Below are 23,157 nucleotides of genomic sequence, written 5' to 3' on the forward strand. Positions count from 1 at the left end.
GGAAAATACCATGTCATTCATTCGACCGGCACTTGTGCTATTTATTCTGTTAACGCTCCTCACCGGTGGCGTCTATCCGCTGCTGACGACGGCGCTTGGGCAGTGGTGGTTCCCGCAGCAGGCAAACGGCTCACTGATCCGCATCGCCGGCGAAGTCCGCGGCTCCAGCCTGATTGGCCAGAATTTTACCGCGGCGGGTTATTTCCAGGGACGCCCTTCGGCGACCGCTGAAACGCCGTACAATCCCCTCGCCTCCGGCGGCAGTAATCTGGCCGCCAGCAACCCGGCGCTGGATAAGGCCGTCAGCGAACGCGTGCAGGCGCTACGTCTCGCCAACCCGGACGCTGACCCGCGCGTTCCGGTAGAGCTGGTGACGACATCGGCAAGCGGGCTGGATAATAACCTCACGCCGACGGCCGCGCTCTGGCAGATCCCTCGCGTCGCGAAGGCCCGCAATCTGAGTATTGAGCAAGTCACCCGCCTGGTGAATGAGGCGACGCAAACGCCGCTGGCCAGTTTTCTCGGACAGCCTGTGGTAAATATAGTGCAACTGAATATGGCGCTGGATGCCCTGAAGGATAAGTAAAATGAGTGACGAGCCGCTGCGCCCGGACCCGGACCGCCTGCTGCAACATACCAGCGAGCCGCATCGCGGCAAGCTAAAAGTGTTCTTTGGCGCCTGTGCGGGCGTCGGTAAAACCTGGGCAATGTTGGCGGAAGCGCAGCGGCTGCGCGCCCAGGGGCTGGATATTCTGATCGGCGTGGCGGAAACCCACGGTCGGAAAGAGACCGCGGCGATGCTGGAAGGGCTCAGTACCCTCCCCCAGCGCCGCCTCTCTCATCGTGGACGCTACGTCCACGAATTCGATCTCGATGCCGCGCTGGCGCGCCGGCCGGCGCTGATCCTGGTTGATGAACTGGCGCACAGCAATGCGCCAGGCTCGCGCCACCCCAAACGCTGGCAGGATGTCGAAGAGCTTCTCGATGCCGGTATCGACGTGTTTACCACCGTAAACGTCCAGCACCTCGAAAGCCTGAACGATGTCGTCAGCGGCATTACCGGCGTTCAGGTGCGCGAAACCGTCCCCGACCCCTTTTTTGACGCCGCCGACGATGTTGTGCTGGTCGACCTGCCTCCTGACGATCTCCGTCAGCGCCTGAATGAAGGCAAGGTCTATATCGGCGGCCAGGCGGAGCGGGCTATCGAAAACTTTTTCCGCAAGGGAAATCTGATTGCCCTGCGTGAACTGGCTTTGCGCCGGACCGCCGATCGGGTCGATGAACAGATGCGCGCCTGGCGCGACCGTCAGGGGCAGGAAAAAGTCTGGCATACCCGCGACACCCTCCTGCTATGCATCGGCCATAATACCGGCAGTGAAAAACTGGTACGCGCCGCCGCGCGACTGGCCGCACGATTTGGCAGTATCTGGCATGCGGTTTATGTCGAAACCCCTTCCCTGCACCGTCTGCCGGAAGCCAGGCGGCGGGCCATTCTCGCCGCCCTGCGGCTCGCGCAGGAGTTAGGGGCGGAAACCGCCACGCTCTCCAACCCGTCCGAAGAGAAAGCCGTACTGCACTACGCCCGCGAGCATAATCTGGGCAAAATCGTGATTGGCCGTCAGGGAAAACGCCGCTGGTGGAACCGCAGCGGATTCGCCGATCGCCTGGCGCGCGACGCGCCCGACCTCGATCTGGTGGTCATCGCCCTTGATGAGAAAAGCGCCCCTCTGCCCACGCGGGCCAGCGATAGCCGTACCGCTATGGAGAAGTGGCGCGTGCAAATCCAGGGCTGCTTCGTGGCGCTGGCGCTCTGCGCGATCATTACGCTGGTGGCGATGCAGTGGCTGGTGGCCTTTGAAGCGGCCAACCTGGTCATGCTCTATCTGCTTGGCGTGGTGATTATTGCGCTGCTATACGGCCGCTGGCCGTCGGTGCTGGCGACGGTTATCAACGTGGTCAGCTTCGACCTGTTCTTTGTGTCGCCGCGCGGTACGCTGGCGGTTTCCGACGTACAATACCTGCTGACCTTTGGCGTCATGCTGACCGTCGGTCTGCTGATCGGGAATCTTACTGCCGGCGTCCGCTATCAGGCCCGCGTGGCGCGTTATCGTGAGCAGCGCACCCGCCATCTGTATGAGATGTCAAAAGCGCTGGCGGTCGGACGCAGCGAGGATGACATTGCCGCGACCAGCGAGCGCTTTATCGCCTCCACCTTCCAGGCCCGCGGGCAGCTGCTGCTCCCCGACAGTAGCGGCAAACTGCACCCGCTCACCCACCAGCCGGGGCTGACCTCATGGGACGATGCCATCGCCCGCTGGAGCTTCGATAAGGGCCAGCCCGCCGGCGCCGGCACCGATACGCTGCCCGGCGTTCCCTATCAAATCTTACCGCTGAAAAGCGCCGCCCGGACCTGGGGACTGCTGGTGGTGGAACCCGAAAACCTGCGTCAGCTGATGATTCCTGAACAGCAGCGCCTGCTGGAAACCTTTACGCTACTGGTCGCCAGCGCGCTGGAACGGCTGACCCTCACCGCCAGCGAAGAGCAGGCCCGATTTAACAGTGAGCGGGAAAGCCTGCGCAACTCGCTGCTGGCGGCACTCTCCCATGATTTGCGTACGCCGTTGACCGTTCTCTTCGGACAGGCGGAAATTCTGACGCTCGACCTCGCCAGCGAAGGCTCGAAACATGCTCCGCAGGCAAATGAGATTCGTCAACACGTGCTGAATACGACCCGGCTGGTCAATAATCTGCTGGATATGGCGCGCATTCAGTCCGGCGGATTTAACTTACATAAAGAGTGGCTGACGCTCGAAGAGGTGATCGGCAGCGCCCTGCGGATGCTGGAACCGGGGCTCGGCGGGCAGCATATTCAGCTGGCGCTACCCGATCCGCTGCTGCTGGTTCACGTCGACGGCCCGCTGTTTGAACGAGTGCTGATTAATCTGCTGGAGAATGCGCTGAAATATGCCGGCTCGAAAGCGCAGATCGGCATTGCGGCGCAGGCCGATGAGCAGCAGCTGCGCTTAGAGGTGTGGGATAATGGCCCCGGGATCCCAACGGGCCAGGAACAGGCTATCTTTGATAAGTTCGCCCGCGGACATAAAGAGTCGGCGATCCCTGGCGTCGGGCTGGGTCTGGCCATCTGTCGGGCGATCGTTGAAGTGCACGGCGGTACGATCGGCGCCTATACGCGGCCAGAGGGCGGTGCCTGCTTCCGTGTTACACTCCCCAGGGAAACGGCCCCGGGGCTGGATGAATGGAGCGGAGCGGCGTAACGCTGCCCCGGCCAGATGCCCGCGCGGCGCTGCTGTGCGCCTGCCCGGGCTACCGGTCTTGCGCGCGAGTAGCCCGGGAGGCGTTTCTGAAGGAGAGGGTCCTATCTGTCTGAACGGGAAGAACGGGTGATAAACGTACTGATTATTGAAGATGAACATGCAATCCGTCGCTTTCTGCGCACCGCGCTGGAAGCCGACGGTATGCGCGTATTTGAAGCCGATACCCTGCAGCGGGGTCTTATTGAAGCTGCAACCCGCAAACCTGATTTAGTCATCCTCGATCTTGGGCTACCCGACGGCGACGGTAATGAATTTATTCGCGACGTGCGCCAGTGGAGTCAGATGCCAATTATCGTGCTGTCGGCTCGCACCGAGGAGCACGATAAAATTGCCGCGCTTGACGCCGGCGCCGATGACTATCTTAGTAAGCCCTTTGGCATTGGCGAACTGCAGGCGAGATTGAGAGTTGCGATGCGCCGACATGCCGGCGCGCAAGCCGACGAGCCGCTGGTGCGCTTCGCCGATATTGAAGTCGATATTCCCGCCCGCCGCATCGTCCGCGGTGACGAAGAGCTCCACCTGACGCCGATTGAATTCCGTCTGCTGGCGGTGCTGTTAAATAATCCCGGCAAGGTCCTCACCCAGCGCCAGCTGCTCAATCAGGTGTGGGGGCCAAATGCGGTGGAACACAGCCATTATTTACGCATTTATATGGGGCATCTGCGGCAAAAGCTGGAAGTTGACCCGGCGCGCCCGCAGCATTTACTGACCGAAACGGGGATCGGCTATCGGTTTATGCCATAGCGCGACGCCTGTCGTCATCATGCGGGCACCACCGATTAAAAACAGCGAACCGATGAGTGGGGGCAATAAAAAAGGGTCCCATGATGACCATGGAACCCTTCTGTGCCACTCAACAGGAACAACCGCGCCTTACCGGGACGACGCTCCTCTGAGAATGCCTGTTCGTTTCACCTGACTCAGGCGTTTTTCAGCACTTCGCTGACGATTTCCACCGCTTCTTTCTCGATCTGCTTACGATGTTCTTCACCCAGGAAGCTCTCGCAGTAGATCTTGTAAGCATCTTCCGTACCTGACGGACGCGCGGCGAACCAGCCGTTGTCGGTCATCACTTTCAGGCCACCAATCGATGCGCCGTTGCCCGGCGCGGCGGTCAGACGTGCGGTGATCGGATCGCCGGCCAACTGGCTGGCGCTGACCATTTCCGGCGACAGCTTAGACAGCGCCGCTTTCTGTGCGGATGTAGCCGAAGCCTGCAGACGGTTATAGCTCGGCGCGCCGAAGCGGGCAGCCAGTTCGTCGTAGTGCTCCTGCGGGTTTTTACCGGTGACGGCGGTGATTTCCGCCGCCAGCAGGCACATGATGATACCGTCTTTGTCGGTCGACCACGGGGTTCCGTCAAAACGCAGGAACGATGCGCCCGCGCTCTCTTCGCCGCCAAAACCGAAGCTGCCATCGAACAGACCGTCAACAAACCATTTAAAGCCCACCGGCACTTCCACCAGCTTGCGGCCCAGGTCGTTAACCACGCGATCGATCATCGCGGAGGAGACCAGCGTCTTACCAACGGCGACATCCTGGCCCCACTGCGGACGATGCTGGAACAGGTAGTTAATCGCCACCGCCAGATAGTGGTTCGGGTTCATCAGACCCGCCGGCGTGACGATGCCGTGACGGTCATAATCCGGATCGTTAGCAAAAGCCAGATCGAACTTATCGCGCAGCGCCAGCAGCCCTGCCATCGCACACTCAGAAGAGCAGTCCATGCGAATGGCGCCGTCTTTATCGAGGTGCATAAAGCGGAAGGTTTGATCGACGTGATCGTTGACGATAGTCAGGTCGAGTTTGTAGTACTCGGCAATACGTTTCCAGTATTCGATACCGGAACCTCCCAACGGATCGACCCCGAGCTTCAGACCGGCTTTCTGAATCGCCGCCATGTCGACGATATCCGCCAGCCCTTCGATAAACGGTTGCACCAGATCCTGCTCTTTAACATGACCGGATGCCAGTGCCGCATCGAGGGAGATGCGCTTGACGCCCTGCAGACCCGAGGCCAGCAGTTCGTTAGCGCGATTCTCTACCACTTTGGTGACGTTGGTATCAGCCGGGCCGCCGTTCGGCGGGTTGTACTTAATACCGCCATCTTCCGGCGGGTTATGAGACGGCGTAATCACGATGCCGTCCGCCAGCGGACCACCTTTTTTGTTGTGCACCAGGATGGCATTGGAAATGGCCGGCGTCGGGGTGAAACCGTTGTTTTCCTGCACGATAACATCAACGCCGTTGGCCGCCAGCACTTCCAGTACGGAAATAAAGGCCGGTTCGGAGAGCGCGTGGGTATCTTTACCCACGTAGCAGGGACCGGTAATCCCGTTCTTCGCGCGGTCTTCCGCAATCGCCTGAGCGATCGCCAGAATATGCTGCTCATTGAAGTTATGGCGCCCTGCACTGCCACGATGGCCAGAGGTGCCAAACTTCACCGCATGCTCCGCGTTGCCCGCTTCCGGCTTCAGTACGTAGTACTGCGCGGTCAGCTGAGCGACGTTAATCAAATCACTCTGTTGTGCAGGCTGACCCGCACGCTTATCGATTGCCATTGCCTGATCCTTCTGATGCAAGGTGAATAAAACTAGATCGTGCCGCAGACCTTCTCAATTAATTCCGCTGGGAACTGCATCGACTGCATGATGTGTTCGATCATGCTGCACTTACGACCGGTATTGGTATTGGTGATAACCCACCACGGAGTACCAGGAACCTGTTTCGGTTTGGTCTGGTTACCGCTTTTTAGCAGGATCCGCGAATCTTCGGCAAAGTACACGCGGGTGCGCCCGTGCAGAGACTCGGTGGCCTCAGCAAACGCTTTGTTATCTAAGGAGTACAGCGTGGTCAGGACCAGCATGAAGCGGTTTACCGCGCGTTTTTGTTCGGCGTATTCATCAGATAACAGCAGCTCGCGCATCGCGCGGACTTTATCTTTTGCCGGATTCACGGGCTTCGCTTCGACGGCAGGCGTCGCAGCCGGCGCCGGCGCAGCTTTTACGACCGGTGCGGCAGTCTGGGAAACGGCGGAAAATTTCAGCATGCGCCGTAAAATGTCGGATGCACTCTCGCCAATATGCTGGGTGTGGCTGGCAATATAGCGATAGAGATCATCATCAACTTCAATTGTTTTCATCTTAATCCAGTGCGATATCTTATTCTGAATACAAGTTGTCAGGATTATAAGGACAAATCCTGACCGCGGATAGCGTCAAACCAGGATGGCGGTAAAACTCAGATAGCTCTGGGTCTTGCAGCCGGATGGCAGAATGTCCAACATAATACCCTAACCCGACGAAGCGAAAAAAAGAACTTTGCCATGAAATTAAATAGCCGCACGCAATCTGCACAAAATCCGCACAATAATTCCCCTGTTGTCCTGGTTCACGGTCTGTTTGGTAGTCTCGACAACCTGGGCATCCTCGCCCGCGACCTGGTGAACGACTACGATATTTTGCAGGTTGATATGCGCAACCACGGTCTTTCCCCCCGTTCGCCGGAGATGACCTACGCGGCGATGGCGCAGGATCTGATCGATACTCTTGACGATCGGCAGATAGAGAAAGCCACCTTTATTGGTCATTCGATGGGGGGGAAAGCGGTCATGGCGCTTACCGCACTGGCGCCGGAGCGCATCGCTGGCCTGGTCGCCATTGATATTGCCCCGGTGGACTATCACGTGCGCCGTCATGATGAAATTTTCAACGCCATCAATGCCGTCACCGACGCCGGCGCCGCGTCCCGTCAGCAGGCGGCCACGGTGATGCGCCAACATCTGCAGGAAGAAGGCGTGATTCAGTTTCTGCTGAAATCCTTCGTTGATGGCCAGTGGCGCTTCAACGTACCGGTATTATGGGATCAATATCCGCACATCGTGGGCTGGCAAACGGTTCCTGCCTGGCCTCATCCGACCCTGTTCATCCCGGGAGGCAACTCGCCGTACGTCACCGATGAGTATCGCGATACCCTGCTCGCCCAGTTCCCACAGGCGCGAGCGCACGTCATCGCCGGCGCCGGCCACTGGGTGCATGCGGAGAAACCGGAAGCCGTCCTGCGCGCCATTCGTCGCTATCTGACCGCTTTGCAGGCTTAACTGGCTAAAAACTGCCCGACCGCGCTGCAGAATGCCCGCGGTCGTTGGCGCAGCGGTTCGCCTGATGTATTATGGCGCGCTATCTGTGTCGGCTATAGCCCGGCAACTTGTTTCCCCGAAGTCACTCTGAATCATGGCAAAAGAACAAACGGACCGTACGACATTAGATTTGTTCGCAACCGAGCGTCGCCCGGGTAGACCAAAGACCAATCCGCTTTCGCGCGATGAACAACTGCGCATAAATAAACGCAATCAGCTCAAACGCGACAAAGTTCGCGGCCTGAAGCGTGTGGAGTTAAAACTCAACGCTGAAGCGGTTGATGCGCTCAACGAGCTGGCGGAAGCTCGCAATATGAACCGCAGCGATTTGATCGAAGAGATGCTGATGAACCAGCTGGCAACCCTGCACAGCCGGGATAAAGCCTGAAAATCCTCAAAAAAACACTTTCATGTAGCAGAGTGTGCAGTCGGGCGTGATTGCTGTTTCCGCGCCCTCCCCTGTTCTGCTATGATTGCCGTTATCTGCGGGCATTACGCCACTACCACATCATTAAGTTTCAAGAGGTTATTTTACTCATGGCAATCATCGGCATCTTTTTTGGCAGCGACACGGGCAACACCGAGAATATTGCAAAAATGATTCAGAAGCAGCTTGGTAAAGATGTTGCTGATGTTCACGACATTGCCAAGAGCAGCAAAGAAGATCTGGAAGCCTACGACATCCTGCTGCTCGGCATTCCGACCTGGTACTACGGTGAAGCTCAGTGCGACTGGGATGACTTTTTCCCGACGCTGGAAGAGGTCGACTTTAACGGTAAACTGGTTGCGCTGTTTGGCTGCGGCGATCAGGAAGACTACGCGGAATACTTCTGTGACGCGCTGGGCACCATCCGCGACATCATTGAACCGCGCGGCGCCACCATCGTTGGCCACTGGCCGACCGCGGGCTATCATTTTGAAGCCTCTAAAGGCCTGGCGGATGACGATCACTTCGTCGGCCTGGCTATCGATGAAGACCGCCAGCCGGAACTGACCAACGAACGCGTGACTCAGTGGGTTAAGCAGGTCTCTGAAGAGCTGCACCTCGAAGAAATCAAAAACGCCTGATGATTGTGCGGCGTTACCGTTAAGTTTCGCCGCATTAATAGATAGAAGCAATCAAACTAATAGCTACAAGTTTTTAACTTTTAATCACATATCTGTACAATGTCCTCTGATTTAACGAGGTCAGGTGACGTAGTTTGTAGCTGGGACCTCGTTTTTGACAGCATACAAGGCCCGATACTTGCAGTTTTCATTTAACGATGGCAGTTCTATAATGAGACGCATTGCATCGGGTGATTCTCTGTATTACTTCCGCTGATGGAAGTAGATCGTTTAGCAACAGGACAGATTCCGCATGACTGACAACAATACCGCATTAAAGAAGGCTGGCCTGAAAGTCACACTTCCACGATTAAAAATCCTGGAAGTCCTGCAGGAACCGGATAACCATCACGTCAGTGCGGAAGATTTATACAAGCGCCTGATCGACATGGGTGAAGAGATTGGTCTCGCTACTGTTTATCGCGTGCTGAACCAGTTTGATGATGCTGGCATTGTGACTCGCCACAACTTCGAAGGCGGTAAATCTGTTTTCGAACTGACCCAGCAGCACCATCACGATCATCTTATTTGCCTCGATTGTGGCAAAGTGATCGAATTCAGCGATGAGTCTATCGAAGCGCGTCAGCGTGAAATCGCCCACCGCCACGGCATCCGTCTGACCAACCACAGTCTGTACCTTTACGGTCACTGTGCGGAAGGCGACTGCCGCGAAGATGAACATGCACACGACGCGCTGGAAAAGTAATTTCCCACCGCGTGGACCACAAAAAGCCAACCTGACGGTTGGCTTTTTTATGTGCAAACGCCTACCCTTTTCTGCGCGCGGTATGCTCGTCGAGAGCACGGGTAAACGGTTCCTCATCCCAGCGGTTTGCCAGCGCTTCTCGTACCAGAGCCTGTTGGGTTTTCGGTACCATTCCACCTAATGGTGGGTCGGTATCAAGATTGGTGGGGAATGAGTAGCCCCGGGCAGCCACGGCAATCAGTGCCTGAACATCGCCACAGGATTGCGCGCCATGAAAAACGCCTGATGGTTAACATCAGGCGTTTTTACTGACAGGATCTGGCGCCCGCGATCAGGGCCTGGTGTTGTTGCTGCGAATCTCTTTCCAGATACGATCGCAACGCGCTTTCACCGCCTGGTCATTGCCGGTACGGGTCGCCTGAATACACTGTTGGTAATCCAGAACGCGCACGCTTTCCTGGTTGGCAAACGCCTGATGCTGTTTATCTTCTTTCAGCACGTCGAGAACGCTCTGGCAGGCCTGAACCTTATCCGGATTCCCTTCCGCCGTATTGATACAGGCGCTGTAAGCATCTTTTAGTTTCGTATCTTCTTTTGGCGCGGGGGACTGCGTACAGGCTACCAGGCCCGATGCCATAACCGCGATGAGCAATAGCTTCTTCATAATTGACCTCTCAGGTTTGCGGCAGGTTTACGCCTGCCGCCGCGGCATCAGAAAATAGTGAACGGAGCAATAACCATGAACTTCACGTCACGCTCATCCTGGAAGATATTGCCATAGCCACCGCTCCAGCTCGGGATGTCGGAGTGGTTGTCGTATTGGGTAAAGTGCAGTTTAAACAGCGTTCCTTTTGCCCGGCCGTCCTGTACGGTGTACATGGCATCGAGGCTATACGCGGACTCTTCCAGCCGTTTGTCCGGATTGTAATAGGCGTCCGGCGTGGACATTCTGCCCGGTTTGGCATCCCATGCGTAGACGTAAGAGGCGCCAAACGCCCAGCCCGGCATATTCCAGTTTTTCATGTCATACATCGCGCCGAAGAACACCGCTTTTTCACCGTTGGCGTTGAAGTCAGAACGGTTATCCCACCATACATCAAGACGACCGTTGGAAGAGGCATAGGTTGGGGTCATACGCTGCAGGAAGTAGCCCTGCTGGCCTTCAGCTTTCACCCAGGTGCCTTCCAGACGCAGGTCGAGGACATCAGCAACCTTGTAGCCAAAGGTCAGCGCCTGCAGCCAGGCAGTACCGTCGTAGATATCGTTCGTGCCGCCGTTACTGACTTTGTCGCGCGTACCATAGAACTGGTAGCTGGTGTTTAACGGCGTACCCGCGATATCAAATTTGTAGCTGGCCTTGGCAAAATACTGGTCGATATAGCCTTCAGCCTGGCCAAACGCCGCTTCCAGCACGAGGTCATTTTTAAAATCGTATTTGGCGCCCAGGGAGTGCAGATAATCGACTTTGGTTTTCTTGTCGTTCTGGTAGAAATTATCCATCTCGATGTGCCATGGCGCTTTGTATTCGTTCGTCCACATATAGGAGAAACTCAGCGCGCCGGCATCACCGTAATCAAAGTTGGCGCCGGCTTCAGCCCCCTGGTAAGTACCCGGCATAAAGCTCCAGTGCGGAGCCAGCAGCGTTTGCCCGGTTGGCTGGATATAACCGCCGCGAGCCCACACCGGGCCATATTTAAATTTCGCCGCAGCTTTATACAGGCTGATTCCGCTCTTATCGCCAGAGTAATCTTCGTCGTAGGCTTTATTCTTTGAGGAGAAGGCAATTTCGTTCGGGTGACCGCTTTCGCTGCTTTCCGCCATTTCAATTGCGGTGAAGGCAGCCACGTCAATACCAAACATATCAGCGGCATAGCCGGACTGGAAATCCAGATTGGCGTTCCAGGTCGAATGGGAAAGGTTGGTTTTGTATTTATCGCCGTCGGTCACATCTTTCCGGTCGCGCTCACGCTGCCAGTAGTAGATGCCGCCGGTTAAGGTGGAATCATCAATAAAACCTGCTGCGCTGGCCTGCGGAACAACGATCCAGCCCGACATCGCGGTGACGGCGGCAATAGCCAGCGCCAGCGTACTACGTTTGCCACTAAACGTACGCATGTGCATATCCTCTTTGACGTTTTAAAAACGCGGAGCCAAAGGCAAGCCGCGAAAAAATAAATAAGACTGCTAAAAAGGTGGAGCGGTAAAAGCCGCGTAACCACTGTTGATAGACTATTTTTCGTGACGCGAATTATCAATCTCTTTCGCCGATCAAAGCTTAAGATTATGACAAAGCGCACATATTCTATTTCTTTTTGTAACAATATCAGGCCTCATCCTTTTTTATACGTAAGTAATTACTAAATAGAAAGAAAATACAGAATGAAAGCGCTTACAGCCGTTTTGTGTACCGGTGGGAGGAGTGGCAGAGCTGACAGATATGACAAACAGTAAACAAGATTAATTCGCATCGCGAAAATAACGAACTTAATTCACTGATTCCAAAATAAAAAAAAACGCCGCTAAATGCGGCGTTTTGACACAGAGACGACGGCCGGGCCGCGACGAAAAATTTACTCGCCGACTTTAGCCCAGGTATCACGCAGACCCACGGTGCGGTTAAACACCAGATGCGTTGCGGTTGCATAGCGGCTATCGAGACAGAAATAACCTTCACGCTCAAACTGATAGGCTTTGCTGGCTTCCGCAGTGGCCAGGCTCGGTTCAGCGAAGCCCTGCTTGATCACCAACGATTCAGGGTTCATCACCGTCAGGAAGTCTTCTTCCGCGCCCGGATTCGGCACGCTGAACAGCCGATCGTACAGACGAATCTCCACCGGCAGCGCGTGTGCCGCGCTGACCCAATGGATAACGCCCTTGACCTTACGACCATCGGCAGGATCTTTGCTCAGCGTATCGGCGTCATAGGTACAGAAGATCGTGGTGATCGTCCCCTCTTCGTCCTTCTCTACACGCTCGGCCTTGATCACGTAGGCATTACGCAGGCGAACTTCTTTACCCAGCACCAGGCGCTTGTACTGCTTATTCGCCTCTTCACGGAAGTCGGCGCGGTCAATCCAGATCTCCGCGCTAAACGGTACTTCACGGCTGCCCATCTCCGGTTTGTTCGGATGATTCGGCATCGTCACCATTTCGCTTGCACCCTGCGGGTAGTTTTCAATGACCAGCTTAACCGGGTCGATAACGGCCATGGCGCGCGGCGCGTTTTCATTGAGATCTTCGCGGATGCAGGATTCCAGTGACGCCATCTCAATGGTGTTGTCCTGCTTGGTCACGCCAATGCGCTTGCAGAATTCACGAATAGAACTGGCGGTATAGCCGCGACGACGCAGACCGGAAATGGTCGGCATACGCGGGTCATCCCAGCCTTCTACGTGCTTCTCGGTAACCAGCTGGTTCAGCTTACGCTTGGACATCACGGTATATTCGAGATTCAGACGGGAGAATTCATACTGACGCGGGTGAACCGGGATGCTGATGTTGTCCAGCACCCAATCATACAGGCGACGGTTGTCCTGGAACTCGAGGGTACACAGGGAGTGCGTAATGCCTTCCAGCGCATCGCTAATGCAGTGCGTGAAGTCGTACATCGGATAGATGCACCACTTGCTGCCGGTCTGATGATGATCGGCAAATTTAATGCGGTACAGCACCGGATCGCGCATGACGATAAACGGCGAGGCCATATCGATTTTTGCACGCAGGCAGGCTTTCCCCTCTTCAAAACCACCGGCACGCATTTTTTCAAACAGCGCCAGGTTCTCTTCCACGCTGCGATCGCGATACGGGCTGTTTTTACCCGGCGCTTTCAGCGAACCGCGGTATTCGCGAATTTCATCCGCCGACAGTTCGTCAACATAGGCCAGGCCTTTGTTGATCAGCTCAATGGCATACTGGTGCAGCTGGTCAAAGTAATCAGACGAGTAGCAAACATCCCCGGACCAGTGGAAACCTAACCACTGCACGTCGTTTTTAATCGACTCCACGTATTCGATATCTTCTTTCACCGGGTTGGTGTCATCGAAACGCAGGTTGCATTGGCCCTGATAATCCTGAGCAATACCAAAGTTCAGGCAAATAGACTTCGCATGGCCAATGTGCAGATAACCGTTCGGTTCCGGCGGGAAACGAGTATGAACGGTGGTGTGCTTACCAGTAGCCAGATCTTCATCAATGATCTGACGAATAAAGTTAGTCGGGCGGGCTTCTGCCTCACTCATCGTGGGTTCCTCAAAGCGTAAACAACGTATAACGGCACATGATCTTACAAGCGGGGCGTAGAGACAACTATTAGTTACTGAAAATACGTATCTGAAGAAGATTATGGGGTCAGATGGGCTAAAAAAAAGCGGCGGAGGTTTCCCCCCGCCGCTCAGGCATAAACGCTACTCAGGAGCCTTACTTGCCTTTAATCTCATACAGCGGCGTCTGACCTGCCACCACCTTACCGGTTGCCAGAATCACCAGCGCACTGTAATCGTCGCTGTTGCTGCACACGACGGGGCTGATCATTGAACGGGCATTGGCATTCAGGTAGTCCAGATCCATTTCCAGAATCGGCTGGCCAGCCTGCACTTCCGCACCTTCTTCAACCAGTCGTTTGAAGCCCTGGCCGTTCAGCGCCACGGTATCAATGCCCATATGGACGACGATTTCCGCGCCATTTTCCGTTTCCAGGCAGAACGCATGGTTGGTGTTGAAGATCTTCACGACGGTACCGGCAGCCGGAGCTACGACGGTTTTGTCGGTCGGTTTCACCGCCACGCCATCGCCGACCGCTTTGCTGGCGAAGGCTTCATCAGGCACCTGCTCCAGCGCAACGATATCACCGGTAATCGGCGATACCAGCGCCGCGATGGTTTTGGCGTTAGCCACGGCCTGCGGTTTTGCAGTCGGAGCGGCGGCGGCAGGTGCAGCGTTGCCTTCTGCTGCGGCTACTGGTCCCGTCGTTTTCATCGCGTTAGCGATTTTTTCCGCCACGAAGCCGACAATGATCTGTACGCTCGTTTTGTTCAGGCGAATAACGCCTGACGCGCCCAGACGTTTCGCCAGCGCTTCGTTCACCAGAGAAGAGTCTTTAACGTTCAGACGCAAACGGGTGATGCAGGCATCGATACCGGTCAGGTTGTCAGAACCGCCGACTGCAGCGATGTACTGACGTGCCAGACCTGCAACATCCTGCTCTTTGCCGCTGCTGACATTCACATCCTGACCATCCGCTTCGCTACCGGCAACGGCCAGTTCGCGACCCGGGGTCATCAGGTTGAATTTGGTGATGGTGAAGCGGAAGACCACGTAGTAAATAACGAAGAAGACCAGACCCTGCGGGATCAGCATCCACCAGTGGACCGCCAGCGGGTTACGGGACGACAGCACCATATCCACCAGACCGGCGCTGAAGCCGAAACCGGCAATCCAGTGCATGCTGGCAGCGATGAACACGGAGATACCGGTCAACACGGCGTGAATGACATACAGCACCGGCGCCACGAACATGAAGGAGAACTCCAGCGGTTCAGTGATCCCGGTAAAGAAGGCGGCAAAGGCGCCCGCCATCATAATACCCAGCACTTTTGCCTTGTTCTCAGGACGCGCGCAGTGGTAGATAGCCAGCGCCGCACCCGGTAAACCGAACATCATAATCGGGAAGAAGCCCGCCTGGTAACGACCGGTGATCCCCACAACCGCTTTACCTGCTTCGATAGACTGAGCGCCACCGAGGAAGTTAGGAATATCGTTAATACCAGCAACGTCAAACCAGAACACGGAGTTCAGCGCGTGGTGCAGACCGACCGGAATGAGCAGACGGTTGAAGAACGCATACACGCCCGCACCGACGGAACCCAGTTTCTGGATATGCTCACCGAAGTTTACCAGACCGTCGAAGATAACCGGCCAGATATACATCATGATGAACGCGACGGCGATCATCACAAAAGAGGTGAGAATCGGCACCAGACGGCGACCGCTAAAGAAGGAGAGCGCTTTCGGCAGTTCAACGCTGCTGAAGCGGTTATACAGCTCCGCGGAAATGATCCCCACGAGGATACCCACGAACTGGTTGCTGATCTTACCGAATGCTGCAGGAACCTGATCCGCCGGAATCTTCTGGATCATGGAAACCGCAGCCGGAGAGCAGAGCGTGGTCAACACGAGGAAGCCCACAAAGCCGGTTAACGCCGCAGCGCCATCTTTATCTTTCGACATACCATAAGCCACACCAATAGCGAATAGTACGGACATATTGTCGATGATCGCGGAACCGGATTTAATGAAGAACGCGGCCAGCGCGTTGCTTCCACCCCAGCCTACCGGGTCAATCCAGTAACCGACACCCATTAATATCGCTGCCGCCGGCAGCGTGGCGACCGGCACCATAAGCGCGCGGCCAACCTTTTGTAGATAACCTAGAATACTCACTTTATTCCCCCTATGAGACCCCGATAAGGCTCATTCAAAGCCACTTTTTTATTGTGTAACCAGGTTGGTTTTTTAACTTACTTGCAAAGTGTGTGGAAAATTAATTCGTATCGCAAATTAAATGCGTATTTTTTGTGACTATAATCACCAAATATCGTATTAACCCCTCCCTGCGACTGGCTAACATCGAAAACTTATTTTATCATTCAAAAAATCAACACGGATTGACCCCGCTCGTCGTAGTGACTGTAATACTCTTAATAGTATGCCGGCGCCAATCCGCCAGGTTCTAATTTAACTATAGAGGTGAAGAATGAGACTGATCCCCCTGGTAACTGCTGAACAAGTCGGCAAATGGGCCGCTCGCCACATCGTTAACCGCATTAACGCGTTCAAACCGACGGCGGACCGTCCGTTTGTCCTGGGTCTGCCTACCGGTGGTACGCCTCTGACCGCTTACAAAGCGCTGGTTGAAATGCACAAATCAGGCCAGGTTAGCTTTAAACATGTTGTGACCTTCAACATGGACGAATATGTCGGTCTGCCGAAAGAGCATCCGGAAAGCTATCATAGCTTCATGCATCGTAATTTCTTTGATCACGTTGATATTCCGGCGGAAAACATTAACCTGCTGAACGGCAATGCGCCAGATATCGATGCAGAATGCCGCCGCTATGAAGAAAAAATCCGCTCCTACGGTAAAATCAACCTGTTTATGGGCGGCGTTGGCAACGACGGGCATATCGCGTTCAACGAACCCGCCTCTTCACTGGCCTCTCGTACCCGTATTAAAACCCTGACCCATGAAACCCGCGTAGCGAACTCCCGTTTCTTCGACGGCGATGTGGATCTGGTGCCGAAATATGCGCTGACCGTGGGCGTGGGCACCCTGCTGGATGCGGAAGAAGTGATGATTCTGGTACTGGGTCACCAGAAAGCGCTGGCGCTGCAGGCGGCGGTTGAAGGCAACGTTAACCATATGTGGACCATTACCTGTCTGCAGCTGCACCCGAAAGCGGTGATCGTCTGCGACGAGCCGTCCACCATGGAGCTGAAAGTGAAGACGTTGAAATACTTCAATGAATTAGAAGCCGAAAACGTCAAAGGGCTGTAAGGTAGTCTCGTCCTGCGGCTTGTCCGCGGGACATTTCATTTTTTTGCTACACCAGCTCCGCCAGGCGGCATCAGACCAACCCTTAGAAGCCAGCCTGCCGCGGAGCGTGTGTGAACCGGGGGTCGTAATGTATGCATTAACCCAAGGCCGGATTTATACCGGTCATGAAATTCTGGATGACCATGCGATTATCATCGCTGATGGCCTTATCGAACGTATCTGTTCACTGGCTGATTTGCCGTCTGAGATTGAGCAACGCTCGGTCAATGGCGCCATTCTTGCCCCCGGTTTTATCGACGTACAGCTGAACGGCTGTGGCGGCGTGCAGTTTAACGACAGCCCTGACGCCGTCACCGTCGAAACGCTGGAAATTATGCAGAAGGCCAACGAACGTTCCGGCTGCACCAGCTATCTGCCGACGCTGATTACCTCCAGCGATGAATTGATGAAACAGGGCGTGCGCGTCATGCGCGAGTACCTGCAAAAACATCCGAACCAGGCGCTGGGTCTGCACCTTGAAGGCCCGTGGCTGAACATCGTGAAAAAAGGCACCCACAACCCGGACTACGTGCGTAAGCCGGACGCTGCGCTGGTCGATTTTCTGTGTGAAAACGCCGATGTGATCACCAAAGTGACTCTCGCCCCTGAGCGCGTCAGTACCGAGGTGATTCGTAAACTGGTGGCTGCCGGGATCGTTGTTTCCGCAGGCCACTCCAATGCCACGCTGAAAGAGGCGAAAATCGGTTTTCGCGCGGGCATCACCTTCGCGACCCATCTGTACAACGCCATGCCGTACATCACCGGGCGCGAACCGGGCCTGGCAGGCGCGATTTTCGACGAACCGGACGTTTACTGCGGTATTATCGTCGACGGTATGCATGTGGATTATGCTAACGTGCGGAATGCAAAACGCCTGAAAGGCGACAAGCTGTGCCTCGTCACTGACGCAACCGCCCCCGCCGGCGCGCATATTGACCAGTTCATTTTTGCTGGTAAAACAATATACTACCGTAACGGGCTGTGCGTGGATGAAAATGGTACCCTCAGCGGTTCTTCGCTGACCATGATTGAAGGTGTCCGCAATCTCGTCGAGCATTGCGGTATCGCACTGGACGAAGTGTTGCGTATGGCAACCCTCTATCCCGCACGCGCCATTGGCGTAGAGAAACAGCTTGGCAGCATCGCACCGGGAATGGTCGCTAACCTGACCGCCTTTACCCGCGATTATAAAATCATCAAGACCATCGTTAATGGTAACGAGGTCGTCACTGAGTAAGTAAAGAATGACAGCAGGCGGACATGCTCAAATTGGTAACGTTGATCTCGTAAAACAGCTGAACAGCGCGGCCGTGTATCGGCTCATTGACCAGCACGGCCCCATTTCGCGCATTCAGATCGCGGAACAAAGCCAGCTTGCCCCTGCCAGCGTGACCAAAATCACGCGCCAACTGATTGAACGCGGGCTGATCAAAGAAGTCGATCAGCAGGCCTCCACCGGGGGCCGCCGCGCCATCTCTATTATTGCGGAAACCCGCAACTTCCATGCTATCGGCGTACGCCTTGGTCGCTACGACGCGACGCTGACCCTGTATGATTTAAGCAGTAAGACGCTGGAAGAAGAACATTTTCCGCTGCCTGAACGCACCCAGGAGACGCTGGAACATGCGCTGCTGAACATCATTGCGGCCTTTACTGAACGCTGCCAGCGCAAGATCCGCGAACTCATCGCCATCTCCGTGATCTTACCCGGACTCGTTGACCCGGAAAGCGGCGTGATTCGCTATATGCCGCATATTCAGGTTGAGAACTGGGGGCTGGTTGAAGCGCTGGAAAAACGCTTTAAAGTCACCTGTTTTGTTGGTCACGATATTCGCAGCCTTGCGCTGGCAGAGCACTATTTTGGTGCAAGTCAGGATTGCGAAGACTCTATTCTGGTGCGCGTCCATCGCGGTACCGGCGCGGGAATCATCTCCAACGGACGCATTTTTATCGGTCGTAACGGCAACGTCGGCGAGATAGGCCATATTCAGGTCGACCCGCTGGGCGAACGCTGTCACTGCGGGAATTTTGGCTGCCTGGAGACCGTCGCGGCGAACGCCGCCATCGAACAACGCGTGCGTCACCTTCTTGAGCAGGGCTACCAGAGTAAACTGACTGCGGATGAATGCACGATCAAAGCTATCTGCAAAGCGGCCAACAAAGGCGACGCCCTGGCCTGCGAGGTCATCGAATATGTGGGACGTCACCTGGGCAAAACCATTGCTATCGCCATTAACCTGTTTAATCCGCAAAAAGTGGTGATCGCCGGCGAAATTGTCGAAGCAGAGAAGGTACTGTTACCCGCGATTGAAGGCTGCATTAACGCTCAGGCACTGAAGGCGTTTCGCAAGAACCTGCCGGTGGTGCGTTCGACGTTAGATCACCGCTCCGCAATCGGCGCTTTTGCGCTGGTGAAGCGCGCCATGCTCAACGGTATACTGCTCCAGCGTTTGCTGGAAAGCTAACGCGGCTATATAGTTTCGCCTTTCTTCAAAAATGTCGGACTGTCCATGACCATTCAAAACGTAATCTGTGATATTGACGGCGTGCTGATGCACGACAATGTGGCCGTGCCGGGCGCTGCCGAATTTATCAAACGCATTCTTGAGAAAGATATGCCGTTGGTGATGTTGACCAACTACCCTTCCCAGACCGGGCAGGACCTGGCAAACCGCTTTGCGACCGCCGGCATCGACGTGCCGGATAGCGCCTTTTATACCTCCGCGATGGCCACCGCTGATTTCCTGCGCCGCCAGGAAGGCAAGAAAGCCTACGTGGTCGGTGAAGGCGCACTGATTCACGAGCTTTATAAAGCCGGCTTTACCATTACCGACGTCAATCCGGATTTTGTTATCGTCGGTGAAACCCGCTCCTTTAACTGGGAGATGATGCATAAAGCGGCCTTCTTTGTCGCCAACGGCGCACGCTTCATTGCCACCAACCCGGATACTCACGGCCGCGGCTTCTACCCGGCCTGCGGCGCTCTCTGTGCCGGAATTGAGAAGATCTCCGGCCGCAAGCCGTTCTACGTGGGAAAACCCAGTCCGTGGATCATCCGCTCTGCGCTGAATAAGATGCAGGCGCACTCCGAGCAGACGGTTATCGTTGGCGACAACCTGCGTACCGATATCCTGGCCGGTTTCCAGGCTGGTCTGGAAACTATTTTGGTTCTCTCCGGCGTCTCGACGCTCGACGATATCGACAGCCTGCCGTTCCGACCGTCGTGGATCTATCCGTCCGTTGCCGAAATTGATATTTTCTGAATAAAACCACGTCCCAGGGCGTGGTTTTTCATTTATCGCACCTGAAAAAAGAACCTCATCTAATAGAAATGGCTTATCACTGCACATTCATCAATAAAGACGCTCAAAACATGTTCTTTTTTTAATATTCAGCAATCGTCATTGCGTTTTTTCTTTTACTGACCGTAAATCTCTTGCGCCTCCCTCTCCTTTGCGGCATTTTCTTAGACATGCACTGAGACCTCGCGATAAGACGACGTCTGCACAACATCACAACACGACAGGGTAATGGAGAAGGTTATGTGTTCAATTTTCGGCGTACTGGATATTAAAACTGACGCGGTCGAGCTGCGTAAAAAGGCACTGGAACTTTCCCGCCTGATGCGCCACCGCGGTCCGGACTGGTCCGGCGTTTACGCCAGCGATAAAGCCATTTTGGTCCATGAGCGTCTGTCTATCGTCGACGTGAACGCCGGGGCCCAGCCGTTGTACAACGCGCAAAAAACCCACGCGCTGGCGGTAAACGGCGAAATTTACAACCATCAGGCGCTGCGTGCGGAATACGGCGACCGCTATACCTTCCAGACCGGCTCCGACTGCGAAGTCATCCTTGCCCTGTACCAGGAAAAAGGCCCGGCATTCCTCGACGATCTGCAGGGGATGTTCGCCTTCGCGCTGTACGATAGCGAGCAGGACGCCTATCTGATTGGTCGCGACCATATCGGCATCATTCCGCTGTATATGGGCCACGACGAGCACGGCAACTTCTACGTCGCCTCAGAAATGAAAGCGCTGGTACCGGTCTGCCGGACAATCAAAGAGTTCCCGGCAGGTAGCTACCTGTGGAGCAAAGATGGCGAAATCCGCCAGTACTACCAGCGCGACTGGTTCGACTATGATGCGGTTAAAGACAACGTCACGGATAAAAACGAACTGCGTCAGGCGCTGGAAGAGTCCGTCAAAAGCCATCTGATGTCTGATGTGCCGTATGGCGTGCTGCTGTCCGGTGGCCTCGATTCGTCGGTTATCTCCGCCATCACCAAAAAATTCGCCGCTCGCCGGGTTGAAGATCAGGAACGCAGCGAAGCCTGGTGGCCGCAGCTGCACTCTTTCGCCGTCGGCCTGCAGGGCTCGCCGGACCTGAAAGCCGCGCAGGAAGTGGCAAACCATCTGGGTACCGTCCACCACGAGATCCACTTCACCGTGCAGGAAGGCCTTGATGCCATTCGCGACGTTATCTATCACATCGAAACCTATGATGTGACCACCATCCGCGCCTCGACGCCGATGTATTTAATGTCGCGTAAAATCAAAGCGATGGGCATCAAAATGGTGTTGTCAGGCGAAGGTTCTGATGAAGTGTTCGGCGGCTATCTCTATTTCCATAAAGCGCCAAACGCTAAAGAGCTGCATGAAGAGACCGTGCGTAAGCTGCAGGCTCTGCATATGTTTGACTGCGCCCGTGCCAACAAAGCGATGTCGGCGTGGGGCGTGGAAGCCCGCGTGCCGTTCCTCGACAAGCAGTTCCTCGACGTCGCCATGCGCATCAACCCGCAGGATAAGATGTGCGGCAACGGTAAAATGGAAAAGCATATCCTGCGTGAATGTTTTGAATCCTATCTGCCGGCCAGCGTCGCATGGCGCCAGAAAGAGCAGTTCTCTGACGGCGTAGGCTACAGCTGGATCGATACGTTAAAAGAGGTTGCGGCGAAACAGGTCTCCGATCAGCAGTTGGAAACCGCCAGCTTCCGTTTCCCGTACAACACGCCGTCTTCCAAAGAAGCGTACCTGTATCGTGAAATCTTCGAGGAGCTGTTCCCGGTTCCTAGCGCTGCCGAATGCGTACCTGGCGGCCCGTCAGTAGCCTGTTCATCGGCTAAGGCGATTGAGTGGGACGAAGCGTTCAAAACCATGAACGATCCATCAGGACGCGCCGTTGGCGTTCACCAGTCAGCTTATAAATAACCAATTTGTACGATCGGCGGACCCCTCGGGGTCCGTTTTTTTATTGCTTTTTTTACCGCAGAAAAACGATAAATAACCAATAATTGCCGATTATTCCATCACGCTGTTCGCAACCTAACCAAACAGTCACATTCCGGCGATTTTCATTGAAAAAGGGGTTGACGCTCGCAGGCCCAATACGCATAATGCGCCCCGCAACGCCGATAAGGTAACGCGAAAAAAAGATGGCTACGTAGCTCAGCTGGTTAGAGCACATCACTCATAATGATGGGGTCACAGGTTCGAATCCCGTCGTAGCCACCATCTTTTTTTGCGGGAGTGGCGAAATTGGTAGACGCACCAGATTTAGGTTCTGGCGCCGCAAGGTGTGCGAGTTCAAGTCTCGCCTCCCGCACCATTCACCCAAAGCGTTGCACGGATGGGGTATATCCAGGCTGTAAGATGGCCATAAAGGCTGCCGTAATAAGTTTGTAGATAACCTCTTCTGGAAGTAAAAGATTTTTTGTTGGGGTATCGCCAAGCGGTAAGGCACCGGTTTTTGATACCGGCATTCCCTGGTTCGAATCCAGGTACCCCAGCCATTTTCTTCGATGTTTGCGGTTCACCGCGACGGTTATTGGGGTATCGCCAAGCGGTAAGGCACCGGTTTTTGATACCGGCATTCCCTGGTTCGAATCCAGGTACCCCAGCCATCGAAGAATATGATAAAATTGGCTACGTAGCTCAGCTGGTTAGAGCACATCACTCATAATGATGGGGTCACAGGTTCGAATCCCGTCGTAGCCACCATATAAAAGGAATTATTGATTCATTTCGATAAATCCAGAAAGAATTGTTGGGGTATCGCCAAGCGGTAAGGCACCGGATTCTGATTCCGGCATTCCGAGGTTCGAATCCTCGTACCCCAGCCAATTTTAAAAAGTCGTTCACACTGTGGACGCACCCGTTGGGGTATCGCCAAGCGGTAAGGCTCTGGTTTCTGATACCAGCATTCCGAGGTTCGAATCCTCGTACCCCAGCCACTTAATAGCAAAAAAGCTCGCTTCGGCGAGCTTTTTTGTTTTCTGTATTCG

Annotated in this window: 18 protein-coding genes and 7 tRNA genes; 19 read left to right on the plus strand and 6 right to left on the minus strand. The window is 55.0% G+C overall.

The window, feature by feature from the left end; all coding sequences use genetic code 11:
* Nucleotides 1-10 precede the first annotated feature (10 nt).
* The 3 genes from kdpC to kdpE all read left to right on the plus strand — a co-directional run bounded on the left by kdpC (nt 11) and on the right by kdpE (nt 4,079).
* Entirely contained in the window at nt 11-586 is a 576-nt protein-coding gene (gene kdpC, locus AC236I_RS17445; RefSeq protein ID WP_118859826.1) for a potassium-transporting ATPase subunit KdpC, read from the plus strand.
* A 1-nt stretch (nt 587) separates the two neighbouring features.
* Complete coding sequence (gene kdpD / locus AC236I_RS17450) at nt 588-3,275, plus strand: two-component system sensor histidine kinase KdpD (protein ID WP_004859619.1); 2,688 nt, start codon at nt 588-590, stop codon at nt 3,273-3,275.
* Between the two features lie 126 nt (nt 3,276-3,401).
* On the plus strand, nt 3,402-4,079 hold the full coding sequence (kdpE, locus tag AC236I_RS17455; protein WP_004859617.1) for a two-component system response regulator KdpE: 678 nt from the start codon (nt 3,402-3,404) through the stop codon (nt 4,077-4,079).
* Between the two features lie 176 nt (nt 4,080-4,255).
* Here kdpE and pgm read toward each other — a convergent pair whose 3' ends face one another.
* Nucleotides 4,256-5,896, minus strand: coding sequence for a phosphoglucomutase (alpha-D-glucose-1,6-bisphosphate-dependent) (gene pgm, locus AC236I_RS17460; RefSeq protein WP_004859615.1), 1,641 nt, complete (start codon nt 5,894-5,896; stop codon nt 4,256-4,258).
* 32 nt (nt 5,897-5,928) lie between these two features.
* Nucleotides 5,929-6,477 (minus strand): replication initiation negative regulator SeqA, encoded by a 549-nt coding sequence (gene seqA, locus AC236I_RS17465; protein WP_015584879.1) that lies wholly within the window; start codon nt 6,475-6,477, stop codon nt 5,929-5,931.
* A 183-nt stretch (nt 6,478-6,660) separates the two neighbouring features.
* On the opposite strand from seqA, the gene ybfF reads away from it, so the two are divergent.
* From ybfF to fur, 4 genes are all read left to right on the plus strand, one after another.
* Nucleotides 6,661-7,434: an esterase gene (ybfF, locus tag AC236I_RS17470; protein WP_004859610.1), complete on the plus strand. Its 774-nt coding sequence runs from the start codon at nt 6,661-6,663 to the stop codon at nt 7,432-7,434.
* Nucleotides 7,435-7,567: 133 nt separating this feature from the next.
* Nucleotides 7,568-7,861: a LexA regulated protein gene (ybfE, locus tag AC236I_RS17475; protein WP_004859608.1), complete on the plus strand. Its 294-nt coding sequence runs from the start codon at nt 7,568-7,570 to the stop codon at nt 7,859-7,861.
* Nucleotides 7,862-8,010: 149 nt separating this feature from the next.
* Nucleotides 8,011-8,541, plus strand: coding sequence for a flavodoxin FldA (gene fldA, locus AC236I_RS17480; RefSeq protein ID WP_004859605.1), 531 nt, complete (start codon nt 8,011-8,013; stop codon nt 8,539-8,541).
* Between the two features lie 292 nt (nt 8,542-8,833).
* A complete protein-coding gene (gene fur, locus AC236I_RS17485; protein WP_015584881.1) occupies nt 8,834-9,286 on the plus strand; it encodes a ferric iron uptake transcriptional regulator in 453 nt (150 codons plus the stop codon).
* 331 nt (nt 9,287-9,617) lie between these two features.
* Here fur and AC236I_RS17490 read toward each other — a convergent pair whose 3' ends face one another.
* The 4 genes from AC236I_RS17490 to nagE all read right to left on the minus strand — a co-directional run bounded on the left by AC236I_RS17490 (nt 9,618) and on the right by nagE (nt 15,724).
* On the minus strand, nt 9,618-9,950 hold the full coding sequence (locus tag AC236I_RS17490) for a ChiQ/YbfN family lipoprotein (protein ID WP_015584883.1): 333 nt from the start codon (nt 9,948-9,950) through the stop codon (nt 9,618-9,620).
* Nucleotides 9,951-9,997: 47 nt separating this feature from the next.
* Nucleotides 9,998-11,401: a chitoporin ChiP gene (gene chiP / locus AC236I_RS17495; RefSeq protein ID WP_004859598.1), complete on the minus strand. Its 1,404-nt coding sequence runs from the start codon at nt 11,399-11,401 to the stop codon at nt 9,998-10,000.
* A 455-nt stretch (nt 11,402-11,856) separates the two neighbouring features.
* Entirely contained in the window at nt 11,857-13,524 is a 1,668-nt protein-coding gene (gene glnS / locus AC236I_RS17500; protein WP_015584884.1) for a glutamine--tRNA ligase, read from the minus strand.
* 178 nt (nt 13,525-13,702) lie between these two features.
* Nucleotides 13,703-15,724 carry an N-acetylglucosamine-specific PTS transporter subunit IIBC gene (gene nagE / locus AC236I_RS17505; protein WP_015584885.1) on the minus strand — a complete coding sequence of 674 codons (2,022 nt, stop codon included), beginning with the start codon at nt 15,722-15,724 and terminating at the stop codon, nt 13,703-13,705.
* A 313-nt stretch (nt 15,725-16,037) separates the two neighbouring features.
* Between nagE and nagB the strand changes: the two genes are divergently transcribed.
* From nagB to AC236I_RS17565, 12 genes are all read left to right on the plus strand, one after another.
* Nucleotides 16,038-16,838, plus strand: a complete 801-nt coding sequence (nagB, locus tag AC236I_RS17510) for a glucosamine-6-phosphate deaminase (RefSeq protein ID WP_004859594.1) — start codon at nt 16,038-16,040, stop codon at nt 16,836-16,838.
* A 127-nt stretch (nt 16,839-16,965) separates the two neighbouring features.
* Nucleotides 16,966-18,114, plus strand: a complete 1,149-nt coding sequence (gene nagA, locus AC236I_RS17515) for an N-acetylglucosamine-6-phosphate deacetylase (protein WP_015584886.1) — start codon at nt 16,966-16,968, stop codon at nt 18,112-18,114.
* A 7-nt stretch (nt 18,115-18,121) separates the two neighbouring features.
* On the plus strand, nt 18,122-19,342 hold the full coding sequence (nagC, locus tag AC236I_RS17520; protein WP_004859587.1) for a DNA-binding transcriptional regulator NagC: 1,221 nt from the start codon (nt 18,122-18,124) through the stop codon (nt 19,340-19,342).
* Nucleotides 19,343-19,387: 45 nt separating this feature from the next.
* Entirely contained in the window at nt 19,388-20,140 is a 753-nt protein-coding gene (locus AC236I_RS17525; protein ID WP_015584887.1) for an HAD-IIA family hydrolase, read from the plus strand.
* Nucleotides 20,141-20,419: 279 nt separating this feature from the next.
* The gene (asnB, locus tag AC236I_RS17530; RefSeq protein WP_004859583.1) at nt 20,420-22,084 is read left to right on the plus strand and encodes an asparagine synthase B; all 1,665 of its coding nucleotides are present in this window, start codon (nt 20,420-20,422) and stop codon (nt 22,082-22,084) included.
* A 226-nt stretch (nt 22,085-22,310) separates the two neighbouring features.
* A tRNA-Met gene (locus AC236I_RS17535) sits at nt 22,311-22,387 on the plus strand.
* Between the two features lie 9 nt (nt 22,388-22,396).
* Nucleotides 22,397-22,481: transfer RNA gene (locus AC236I_RS17540), tRNA-Leu, on the plus strand.
* A gap of 109 nt (nt 22,482-22,590) precedes the next feature.
* A tRNA-Gln gene (locus AC236I_RS17545) sits at nt 22,591-22,665 on the plus strand.
* Between the two features lie 36 nt (nt 22,666-22,701).
* A tRNA-Gln gene (locus AC236I_RS17550) sits at nt 22,702-22,776 on the plus strand.
* A gap of 20 nt (nt 22,777-22,796) precedes the next feature.
* Nucleotides 22,797-22,873 (plus strand) — tRNA-Met (locus AC236I_RS17555).
* Between the two features lie 47 nt (nt 22,874-22,920).
* Nucleotides 22,921-22,995: transfer RNA gene (locus tag AC236I_RS17560), tRNA-Gln, on the plus strand.
* Between the two features lie 36 nt (nt 22,996-23,031).
* A tRNA-Gln gene (locus tag AC236I_RS17565) sits at nt 23,032-23,106 on the plus strand.
* Nucleotides 23,107-23,157: the final 51 nt, after the last annotated feature.

The organism is Klebsiella sp. Sb-30, from assembly GCF_057652795.1.

Bases quoted from the DNA above. Each gene is read 5' to 3' on its own strand.
- kdpC (WP_118859826.1), top strand. From the start codon at position 11: ATGTCATTCATTCGACCGGCACTTGTGCTATTTATTCTGTTAACGCTC.
- kdpD (WP_004859619.1), top strand. From the start codon at position 588: ATGAGTGACGAGCCGCTGCGCCCGGACCCGGACCGCCTGCTGCAACAT.
- pgm (WP_004859615.1), bottom strand. From the start codon at position 5,896: ATGGCAATCGATAAGCGTGCGGGTCAGCCTGCACAACAGAGTGATTTG.
- seqA (WP_015584879.1), bottom strand. From the start codon at position 6,477: ATGAAAACAATTGAAGTTGATGATGATCTCTATCGCTATATTGCCAGC.
- ybfF (WP_004859610.1), top strand. From the start codon at position 6,661: ATGAAATTAAATAGCCGCACGCAATCTGCACAAAATCCGCACAATAAT.
- ybfE (WP_004859608.1), top strand. From the start codon at position 7,568: ATGGCAAAAGAACAAACGGACCGTACGACATTAGATTTGTTCGCAACC.
- fldA (WP_004859605.1), top strand. From the start codon at position 8,011: ATGGCAATCATCGGCATCTTTTTTGGCAGCGACACGGGCAACACCGAG.
- fur (WP_015584881.1), top strand. From the start codon at position 8,834: ATGACTGACAACAATACCGCATTAAAGAAGGCTGGCCTGAAAGTCACA.
- AC236I_RS17490 (WP_015584883.1), bottom strand. From the start codon at position 9,950: ATGAAGAAGCTATTGCTCATCGCGGTTATGGCATCGGGCCTGGTAGCC.
- chiP (WP_004859598.1), bottom strand. From the start codon at position 11,401: ATGCGTACGTTTAGTGGCAAACGTAGTACGCTGGCGCTGGCTATTGCC.
- glnS (WP_015584884.1), bottom strand. From the start codon at position 13,524: ATGAGTGAGGCAGAAGCCCGCCCGACTAACTTTATTCGTCAGATCATT.
- nagB (WP_004859594.1), top strand. From the start codon at position 16,038: ATGAGACTGATCCCCCTGGTAACTGCTGAACAAGTCGGCAAATGGGCC.
- nagA (WP_015584886.1), top strand. From the start codon at position 16,966: ATGTATGCATTAACCCAAGGCCGGATTTATACCGGTCATGAAATTCTG.
- nagC (WP_004859587.1), top strand. From the start codon at position 18,122: ATGACAGCAGGCGGACATGCTCAAATTGGTAACGTTGATCTCGTAAAA.
- AC236I_RS17525 (WP_015584887.1), top strand. From the start codon at position 19,388: ATGACCATTCAAAACGTAATCTGTGATATTGACGGCGTGCTGATGCAC.
- asnB (WP_004859583.1), top strand. From the start codon at position 20,420: ATGTGTTCAATTTTCGGCGTACTGGATATTAAAACTGACGCGGTCGAG.